At 61.2% G+C, this 8,345-nt stretch carries 11 protein-coding genes; 5 read left to right on the forward strand and 6 right to left on the reverse strand.

Annotated features, from left to right (window positions below):
* Window positions 1-10: 10 nt before the first annotated feature.
* Window positions 11-1,753: a hypothetical protein gene (locus ACJ0G7_RS00290; RefSeq protein WP_407394664.1), complete on the reverse strand. Its 1,743-nt coding sequence runs from the start codon at window positions 1,751-1,753 to the stop codon at window positions 11-13.
* Between the two features lie 100 nt (window positions 1,754-1,853).
* On the opposite strand from ACJ0G7_RS00290, the gene ACJ0G7_RS00295 reads away from it, so the two are divergent.
* Window positions 1,854-2,501 (forward strand): hypothetical protein, encoded by a 648-nt coding sequence (locus tag ACJ0G7_RS00295; protein WP_407394665.1) that lies wholly within the window; start codon window positions 1,854-1,856, stop codon window positions 2,499-2,501.
* Window positions 2,502-2,532: 31 nt separating this feature from the next.
* On the opposite strand, the gene ACJ0G7_RS00300 is transcribed toward ACJ0G7_RS00295, so the two are convergent.
* On the reverse strand, window positions 2,533-2,853 hold the full coding sequence (locus tag ACJ0G7_RS00300) for a hypothetical protein (RefSeq protein WP_407394667.1): 321 nt from the start codon (window positions 2,851-2,853) through the stop codon (window positions 2,533-2,535).
* 27 nt (window positions 2,854-2,880) lie between these two features.
* Between ACJ0G7_RS00300 and ACJ0G7_RS00305 the strand changes: the two genes are divergently transcribed.
* A complete protein-coding gene (locus ACJ0G7_RS00305) occupies window positions 2,881-3,024 on the forward strand; it encodes a hypothetical protein (protein ID WP_407394668.1) in 144 nt (47 codons plus the stop codon).
* A 4-nt stretch (window positions 3,025-3,028) separates the two neighbouring features.
* Here ACJ0G7_RS00305 and ACJ0G7_RS00310 read toward each other — a convergent pair whose 3' ends face one another.
* The 4 genes from ACJ0G7_RS00310 to ACJ0G7_RS00325 form a co-directional block, all read right to left on the reverse strand.
* A complete protein-coding gene (locus tag ACJ0G7_RS00310; RefSeq protein WP_407394681.1) occupies window positions 3,029-3,298 on the reverse strand; it encodes a hypothetical protein in 270 nt (89 codons plus the stop codon).
* On the reverse strand, window positions 3,282-4,157 hold the full coding sequence (gene gluQRS / locus ACJ0G7_RS00315; protein WP_407394670.1) for a tRNA glutamyl-Q(34) synthetase GluQRS: 876 nt from the start codon (window positions 4,155-4,157) through the stop codon (window positions 3,282-3,284). The genes ACJ0G7_RS00310 and gluQRS overlap by 17 nt, the downstream gene beginning before the upstream one ends.
* 68 nt (window positions 4,158-4,225) lie before the next feature.
* Window positions 4,226-4,612 (reverse strand): HU family DNA-binding protein, encoded by a 387-nt coding sequence (locus ACJ0G7_RS00320; protein WP_256381033.1) that lies wholly within the window; start codon window positions 4,610-4,612, stop codon window positions 4,226-4,228.
* An 18-nt stretch (window positions 4,613-4,630) separates the two neighbouring features.
* Window positions 4,631-5,287, reverse strand: coding sequence for an MBL fold metallo-hydrolase (locus tag ACJ0G7_RS00325; RefSeq protein ID WP_407394673.1), 657 nt, complete (start codon window positions 5,285-5,287; stop codon window positions 4,631-4,633).
* 53 nt (window positions 5,288-5,340) lie between these two features.
* Here ACJ0G7_RS00325 and ACJ0G7_RS00330 point away from each other — a divergent pair, with 53 nt between their 5' ends.
* From ACJ0G7_RS00330 to ACJ0G7_RS00340, 3 genes are all read left to right on the forward strand, one after another.
* A complete protein-coding gene (locus ACJ0G7_RS00330; protein WP_407394675.1) occupies window positions 5,341-7,419 on the forward strand; it encodes a glycogen debranching protein in 2,079 nt (692 codons plus the stop codon).
* Window positions 7,420-7,468: 49 nt separating this feature from the next.
* Window positions 7,469-7,657 carry a type II toxin-antitoxin system Phd/YefM family antitoxin gene (locus ACJ0G7_RS00335; protein WP_407394677.1) on the forward strand — a complete coding sequence of 63 codons (189 nt, stop codon included), beginning with the start codon at window positions 7,469-7,471 and terminating at the stop codon, window positions 7,655-7,657.
* Window positions 7,658-7,874: 217 nt separating this feature from the next.
* Window positions 7,875-8,345, forward strand: a 471-nt coding sequence (locus ACJ0G7_RS00340; protein WP_407394679.1) for a sulfotransferase family protein, incomplete at its 3' end; no start/stop codon positions are given.

Below are 8,345 nucleotides of genomic sequence, written 5' to 3' on the forward strand. Positions count from 1 at the left end.
ATGCCGCCCTTCAGGACAGGTCCTGAATGTTCATGATCAGCATCAGGACATCCGTCAGGGTCGACACAGTTCCATCACGGTCAAGATCAAGAGCGTTCTGAGTCACCAACTGATTGAGCGTTTCGTCGATCTGTGTTCGACCCTCCGCGTCAGCGACGGGGCCTAATCCTTCGAACAAGGCATCTCCGGGGAACGTGCCAAGCATCTTTCGCACACCGATCACTGCATCGGTCTGCAATGACACCGAGCCATCCTCATCAAAGTCGTAATCCTCGGGCTCCATGAGATAAGGCTCGGGGAGCTGCTCCGAAACCGCTTGCCGTTGCAGCGAGAGATGCTCGAGATCCAGCTGGGGTGCTCCCTTCAGCTTCAGGAACAATCCACCCTCTCCCCAACCCTCTTCATCGCCATTCTGGTTGAAATACAGACGCCCTTTCCCGAGGTCATACACCAGATTGCTCTCGGTCAGTGCAGCACTGCGTGCTTCCCGATTGCCGCTGACCAAAGCCAGATTCAGATCGTCAACATCAGTGAGAAGCGCAGAGGAGAGCAAGAGCCTGTCGCCTTCCTGAGCGTCAAAATCATCAATCTTCGTCATTTTCCGCCGCCCGAAACGCCGTACCACATCCATCAGGAATCCATCCGCACCGCGGCCGCCGACAAGACGATCACGACCTCCACCACCGGCAATGATTTCACCATCATTGGAACCAATCAGATGATCACGAGAGGAGGTTCCCAGGAGCACATCGTGAGATTCCTCAGCATTGATCAAAACAGGCTCAACGAGGCGTCCACGAACGAGGGCATCCTCATAGCTCAAATCAAAAACAGACTGATAGGAGCGATTCAACCGCAGCCCATGAGTCGCATTGTCCAACCTGTTTGATGGCAGGAAGCGTAGATCAACGCGATTGAGACCCGTCCAATCTTCAAGATATCGCTCAACCGAATAAACACCAAATTCCTGATTAAGACTGAATTCCAAATAGGGATCCATATCCAGACCATTTTCGGAGCCTCCGAGAGAAACCCTCAGGTCCTCTGGATCAAGATCTCGATAAACAATGTTCTGGCTCGCCAGCAGAGCGTTAACGGACTGATCCGTGATCGAAAAGCGCGACATCAAATCACGGTTGACCTCAACGCCGTAACGACCGCGGCCGTCTTTGACCACTCGGCCAAGCAGATCACCATCCTCGAAAATCTTGGCCAGCACTCCTCCCTGCCGACGCGCTTCAGGAAAAACCCTTGCCTCCCATGCAGTCCCCGACTCCCGAAGGGTCACATCAACCCGATCAACCTTGAAAATCTCATCACCCCTGTCGAAACGGAAGGCACCAATCACATCAACATCGAGAGACCCGGAGGAGAAGTCCTCCTGGAGGTCGATCACTTCTCCAAGCGCATCCGCCTCTAGATCGATAAAGCCGCTGAATGACAACCTGTCGTAGCGCCCCTCACTCACATCATCCTCATCACCGGACATTTCAATCAGAACATCCAACTCACCATCAACAAACGATCTCTCCAACCCCCCATAGGCAGGAACTTCGTACTGAAAAATTAAATCCTGAATATCGAATGAAACACTATCGGAAGCATAAGCAATATCAACCCGCCCCTCATCAAGCCGATAACCATGCCTGGAGGGATTCAGATACTCAACATAATCACTCGGAACCGAATCAAGGAAGTCAATGCCCAGATAATATGAAACAATAGAATTAGGTATCGATTTAAAATTTTGCATTTCAAAGGGAATTTTCGCTACTCTACACTTGTTTACCTCTAAAAGCTGTCAAGAATTGCCTACACAACAATGGCAGCAAGTCGCATGGCTGCTGGCAGGTGTGATTTCGCTGTATGCCACGCCAGGCCGCGCCATCCCGATTTCCGGGTTGTCAGCAGGCGTGAGCGACAAGGGCGGAATGGTGGGAATTCAATCCAACATCTCAGCCAAAGACCAACTGGAACTGGGTCTTCAATATTTCAACGGCCCTCTTCTCGACTTCGATGCGGGCCTGTCCAAACCGCTTGTGCTGGAGGTCAAAAGCGCTGGCTTGCGCATGGCCTACAACCGATTCCTCACCGGGAACAGCCAGAGCCAGGGGCTGTTCCTGCAAGCCGGCCTGAACCTCCACCACATGTCTGGGAGGTCTGACATCCAGCTCAACGACTTGTCGTATCAGTTTTCCGGTCTCACGATCACCTGCCGAACCTGCGGATCGATCCGGCTGATCAGCGATCACCCTCCCTTGAATGTGATCCCGAGCGCAGGGCTGGGCTGGCAGATCAGAGCTGGCAAGAAGATCCTGCTCAGACTTCATGCCGGAGTGCAGCTCTATCAACCCCCCAAGGCGATCTGGACCGCCCCAAAACATCTTCCCTACTTCGCGAAGCAGGAAATCAAAACCGCAGTGCGCCGGATCAACCGTGACATCCAAGCTGCCGGCGTGGTGTTCCCAACAGCCTCGCTGCAGCTGACCTATCTGTTCTGAACAAAACCATGCGCAGGTTCGGTGGGAGCCTTCACAGCCCGGCGCAACCGCGACTGGTGGCACCCACATCGGCGACGGCCTGATCACCGCGCCCCTCCCCCAGCTGCTGCATGATCAGATCCGCCTGCAGCCCGAGCAGCAGCGTCTGACACGGAAAGGCGTTGCGGGCCGCCGCCCGGCGCTGAAGCGTCTCAGCGACCAGCAGGGCACTGCGGCAGGCCGCGTCCTGTCCGGCCTGCAGACACTGCAGAGCCTGCGGACGCAGCGTGGCCATGGTGGACGCGGACACCGGAGCGGTCATCAGAGGCCCCAGCAGGAGAGAGACGGCAACTGTGAACCTGGAACCGTTCACGGCATGCAACAGCGGTTTGCTGAGATGATGCCTTGGATTCGCCGCCTCACTGTGTACACCGACTGGACCGCCATCGCCCTGCTGCTGTTCACCGCTGTGCCCCTGGCTGTGGTGGTGGCAACCGCCACCTTCTTCGTGCTCCGCAACAAGCAGAAAGCACCCCTGAGCTGATCAGTCAGCCCCGTGAATGCGGCAGACAACCAACGCGGTTGGCCGCAACGGTGGCTGTGGCCAGCTGATTGAGGGGAGCGGACTGGACGGCGGCGCTGATCACGCCCGTGCCGAGGCAGGCCAGACAGGTGCGGAAGCGCTGGCTGCTCACGCGCTGAATGCCGCTGCCACCGCAGACGGTGCAGATGGTCATGAGGGGTTGAAAACCGTTGGAAATAGTGTGCGCCGTTTTGCTGACCTCGATCCCGAAGCCTTCCTTAAGAAAGCGATGCATGGAAGCCCCGGTGCGTCAAGTCCGCCAGCAGATCCTGAGCGGACAGGCGGCTGCCCCGGGGCACCAACCCCAATCCCGCCGCCAGCTGTCCGACGACGGCCGCTGAATCCAGACCGGCCTGCTGCAGCGGAGCCAGTCCCGCACTCGCTTCACGTTTCGACAACTTCTCGCCCCGCTCGTTGCAGAGCAGCGGCACGTAATGAAACCGGGGCGGCATCCAGCCCAGGGCGGCGAACACACTGCGCTGGGCCGCTTCGGCAACGCGAAGGTCCTCGCCGCGCACCACATCGGTGATTCCGAAGCTGATGTCGTCAATCACCGTGGCCAGCTGATAGGCCACGAAACCATCGGCACGCCGCAGCACCACATCACCGCTGCCGCAGGGATCCTGGGGCGGCACCCGCAGCCGCCAGCTCGGCAGGCGCTGCTGCTGCCAGCCCCAGCCCCGATCGCCATCGCGACAGGTGCCCGGATAGATCGGCTGCCCCTCCAGCTGCCGCCGGGAACAACGGCAAGGGAACAGGGCGCCGCTGCGCCGCAACCACGACAGCCATGAGCCGTACTGCCCCCGCCGCCGGCTCTGACGGATCACCGGTCCATCCCAGTGCAGGCCAAGCCATTGCAGATCCGCCTCGATCGCCTCGATCGCCCCGGGGCGATTGCGTGGCGTGTCGAGATCGTCGATGCGCAGCAGCCAGGTGGCGCCTTCGCAGCGGGCCTGCAACCAGGAGACCAGGGCGGTGCGCAGATTTCCCAGATGCAGGCGGCCGGTGGGAGAGGGCGCGAAGCGACCATGACGGCCCTGCCGCAGGCGCTTTCCCTGATCCAGATGCCGCTGCAGATGATCAGGAACAGCCATCAACAGGGAACAGCCATCAAAAAGGCGGTCCGAAGACCGCCTATTCGATCAGATTGCTGAGGAAGCGATCAGCCCTGAACGCGATCCTTGAACATCTTGCCGGCGGTGAAGGCGGGCACGCGCTTGGCGGGGATGGCGATCTTTTCGCCGGTCTTGGGGTTCAGACCCTGACGGGCGGAGCGCTCGCGGGGCTCGAAGGAGCCGAACCCGAGGATGGAAACCTTTTTGCCTTCAACGACCGAGTCGATGATGGTTTCGATAGCGGCGTCAACAACCATGGAGACGTCGGTCTTGGTGAGCTCGGTGCGGGCAGCCACCAGGTTGACCAGATCAGCTTTGTTCATTTGAGGAAGAGACAGGAGGCGGAGATGGCTCTGTAAGGGCGATGGGGAGCGCCGATGCCTTCCCCAGTCCGGCCAATCGTATGGAGGGTGTCCCGGTGCTGCAAGCGACAAGTCCCGTGCCGCAACGCATTAGCTCAATTCGTCCCCATCGGACCAGCCCTGGAAGGGCACCAACCGCTCGCCTCGCAGGGCGCCAAGCGCCGCCCCAGAAGCCAGTTCAGGACTGGCTTCTGGGGGAAGCCACTCGCGCAGACGCTCAAGACTGCGCAGCTGACGGGGCCAGTGAAAGGTGCGGCCATGACGCAATGGTCCAAGACAACCGCGCTTCAGCGGCGTCAGCAAACGCCCGCAGAACAGCAGATCCGCAGCAGGGGCGTGGATGACGCAACTGCCCGGAGTCGGCCCAGGGGTCCAGAGCAACTGCAGGCCTCCAGCGGTGCGGTGCTCCTCGGCGAAGGTGTCGATCGGCTGCACATTCGGCAGCAGGTAGGCCTCCTGCTCCTGCACCAGCACCGGCCAGCCGAAGCGTTCCTGCACACGGCGCAGGCGGCCATGGCCCTCACGGCTGGTGAGCAGGATGCGCGGCGTGCGGCCGGCCGCCAGCTGCTGCAAGGCATCGAGCGTGGCCTGCGTCAGGGGTGGGCAGTCGATCAGCACCGGCTCCACCGCCGCCTCCAGCCACCAGGAGCTGCCGCCCTGACTGTCGCGGTTGGGGGGAAACAGCCACAGATCGGCTCGCAACTGCTGCGGCGGCCGGCCCGCCTCCAGGGCGGTGGTCATGGTCATGACGTTCAGACCCAGGCCAAACCATTAGTTTGAGGCCGTGACGCCAGGGAGCCGTGAGCGCCATCCATCCAGGCACGCCCTGGCCCCTCGGCAGCAGCCTCACCGGACGCGGGGTGAACTTCTCGGTAGCAGCACCGGCCGCCGATCGCATTGAGCTGCTGTTGTTCGCCGATGGTTCCGCCCAGGCCCCGGAGCGGGTGATCGAACTGGATGGCCGCCGTCACCGCTCCGGTGATTACTGGCATGTGGAGGTTGAGGGTCTCAGTGAGGGCTGCTGCTACGGCTACCGCGTTTTCGGACCGCTGGCGCCGGGTGCGCACGGATTCCGCCCCTCCAAGGTGCTGCTGGATCCGGCCGCACGCGCGATCACCGGATGGGACGTCTACGACCGGGTGCTGGCCACCGGCCCGTCGCCGAACGCCCACGCCTGCCTGAAGGCGGTGGTGTGTGAACGCGACGGATTCGATTTCGAAGCGCACCCAAGGCCGCGCCACAGCTGGCAGCGCTCGGTGATCTACGAACTGCACGTGGGGGGCTTCACCCGACGCGGTGATTCCGGGGTTTCAGAGGATCGACGCGGCACCTATCTGGGGCTGATCGAGAAGCTGCCCTACCTCAAGACCCTCGGCATCACGGCGATCGAACTGCTGCCGGTGTTCGCCTTCGATCCGGCCGATGCTCCTCCGGGGCGGGACAACGTGTGGGGATACAGCCCCCTGAACTGGTTCACGCCCCACCACGGCTACGCCAGTGGAGACGATCCGCTGCAGCTGCGCCATCAGGTGCGGCAGCTGGTGGCCGCCTGCCATGACGCCGACATCGAGGTGCTGCTGGATGTCGTTTACAACCACACCAGCGAAGGCAACCGGCAGGGGCCGACCCTCAGCTGGCGCGGTCTGGCGGATCATCACTACTACCACCAGAACGGCAGCGGCGACTATCTGGATGTGAGCGGCTGCGGCAACTCCATCGCCGCCAACGATCCGATCAGCTGCCAGCTGATCCTGGAATCGATGCGCTGCTGGGCGCTGGAACTGGGGGTGGATGGCTTCCGCTTTGATCTCGGCATCGAACTGAGCCGCGGCGCAGCGCTCAAGCCGCTGGATCAGCCACCGCTGTTTGAAGCGATGGAAGCCGACCCGATGCTGAGCGATCTAAAGCTGGTGAGCGAACCGTGGGACTGCGGGGGGCTGTACCGGCTGGAGGATTTCCCGGCCAAGCGCATCGGCACCTGGAACGGTCATTTCCGCGATGGGCTGCGCCGGTTCTGGAAAGGAGACGATCACAGCACCTGGACCCTGGCGCAGCGGTTCAAGGGCAGCCCGGATCTCTACAACGACAAGCCGGTGCAGCTGGGCCGCTCGGTGAACTTCATCACCGCCCACGACGGCTTCACCCTCGCCGATCTGGTGAGTTACAACCGCAAGCACAACCTCGCCAACGGTGAGGACAACCGCGACGGCGATAACCACAACAACAGCTGGAACCACGGCGTCGAAGGGCCGACGACGGATCCTGAGGTGCTGAAGCTGCGACGACGCCAGCAGCGGAACCTGCTGAGCACGCTGCTGCTGGCGCGCGGTGTGCCGATGCTGCTGATGGGCGATGAGGTGGGCCGCAGCCAAGGCGGCAACAACAACACCTGGTGCCAGGACAGCCCCCTGAGCTGGATGGTGTGGAACGACGACCAGTGCGATCTGGAGCTGAAGCAGTTCCTGCAACGGCTGCTGAGCCTGCGCCGTGCCCTGCCGCAACTGATCAATCCCCTGGCCCCACCGCGCGAAAGCGCCAGCCGCAAACCGAACGACCACAGCGATCTGTGGCGCCAGTGGCATGGCGTGGAACTGAGCAAGCCCGACTGGGCGGCCTGGTCATCCACCACCGCCACGAGCCTGCACATGGGCAGCCGCGGTGCGCTGCTGTGGATGGGCTTCAACGCCTACGAAGAAGGGCTGAGCTTCGAGCTGCCGGTGCCCGCCTCCCCCTGGATGCGGATGATCGACACCTCGCTGCCGAGCCCGCAGGATCTGCCGGCGGAAGCGGTGCCGTTCAACGGCGTGACCATTCCGCTGGAAAGCCGCAGTTTCGTTCTGCTGCTGGCGCGGGAAGTGGGCTCAGGCCTGAAGCTCTGACGGAGCGGGTGACTGAGCCGCCAACCCGGCAAAGTTGAATCCATGCAAGTTGAATCTCCACGACGCCAAGACTCTCCTTTCCCGCTATGTGGAACAGGCCCTTGATGGAGATGAGGTGGTGCCGGTGAGCACCACACCGCGGCGTCGGCAACTGGGGTTCATGCGCACGAAAGGTATCGCCACCGCTGACCTGAAAGGTGACTTCGCCGACGACATCAACACCATGTTCGGCTGCTGATCAGCCAGGCTCAGCATGAGCAGATCAAACTGCTGAGTTGTAATCAGAGCCTGAGTGAAGACGGCCCCAGCGTGACCCTGCTGAGGCGCCGATTCTCACCTGGGCACGCTGCGAGCCAGGCCTTCGCATCACTTCAGCACCAGCCACAGCATTTGGCAACGAACGTCGAAATCAACGCCGAAAAGCTGCTTAGCCTTCCTGCAGCACTCGCCCGTTGATGTCTCCCCGCATCGCGTTCCAATCGTCGCTGCCTCGGGCAGGTTCAACCCTGTTCAGCAACATCGTGGGGCAGAACCCCGCCTTTCATGTGACGCCTACATCGGGGTTGCTGGATCTGCTTTATGTGGCCCGCGGGCAGTTCAGCCGCGGCGAGGAATTCAAGGCCCAGGACCGCGAAGAGATGGAGCGGGCCTTCATCGGGTTTTGTCGTGGTGGTCTGGAGGGCTATGCCAGTGCACTCACGGATAAGCCCTGGCTGTTGGATAAAAGCCGGGGTTGGAGTGTGCATTACGCCTTCCTTGATGCGTTTTATCCCAACCCCAAAATTGTCTGCATGATCCGCGATCCCCTCGATATTTTGTGTTCGATGGAACGCAACTTCCGCAAAGCCAGCCTTCAAGACCCAGGACTGGTGAATCACAGCGAGATGCTGAACACCAGCCTGGAGAAACGGCTTGATCATTGGGTG

It is taken from the genome of Parasynechococcus sp. (assembly GCF_045559935.1).
Taxonomy (GTDB): domain Bacteria; phylum Cyanobacteriota; class Cyanobacteriia; order PCC-6307; family Cyanobiaceae; genus Parasynechococcus.

Excerpts from the sequence above, each read along its gene's own strand:
- ACJ0G7_RS00325 (WP_407394673.1), bottom strand. The coding sequence starts at position 5,287 with ATGACCATGACCACCGCCCTGGAGGCGGGCCGGCCGCCGCAGCAGTTG.
- ACJ0G7_RS00305 (WP_407394668.1), top strand. The coding sequence starts at position 2,881 with ATGCCTTGGATTCGCCGCCTCACTGTGTACACCGACTGGACCGCCATC.
- ACJ0G7_RS00310 (WP_407394681.1), bottom strand. The coding sequence starts at position 3,298 with ATGCATCGCTTTCTTAAGGAAGGCTTCGGGATCGAGGTCAGCAAAACG.
- gluQRS (WP_407394670.1), bottom strand. The coding sequence starts at position 4,157 with ATGGCTGTTCCTGATCATCTGCAGCGGCATCTGGATCAGGGAAAGCGC.
- ACJ0G7_RS00290 (WP_407394664.1), bottom strand. The coding sequence starts at position 1,753 with ATGCAAAATTTTAAATCGATACCTAATTCTATTGTTTCATATTATCTG.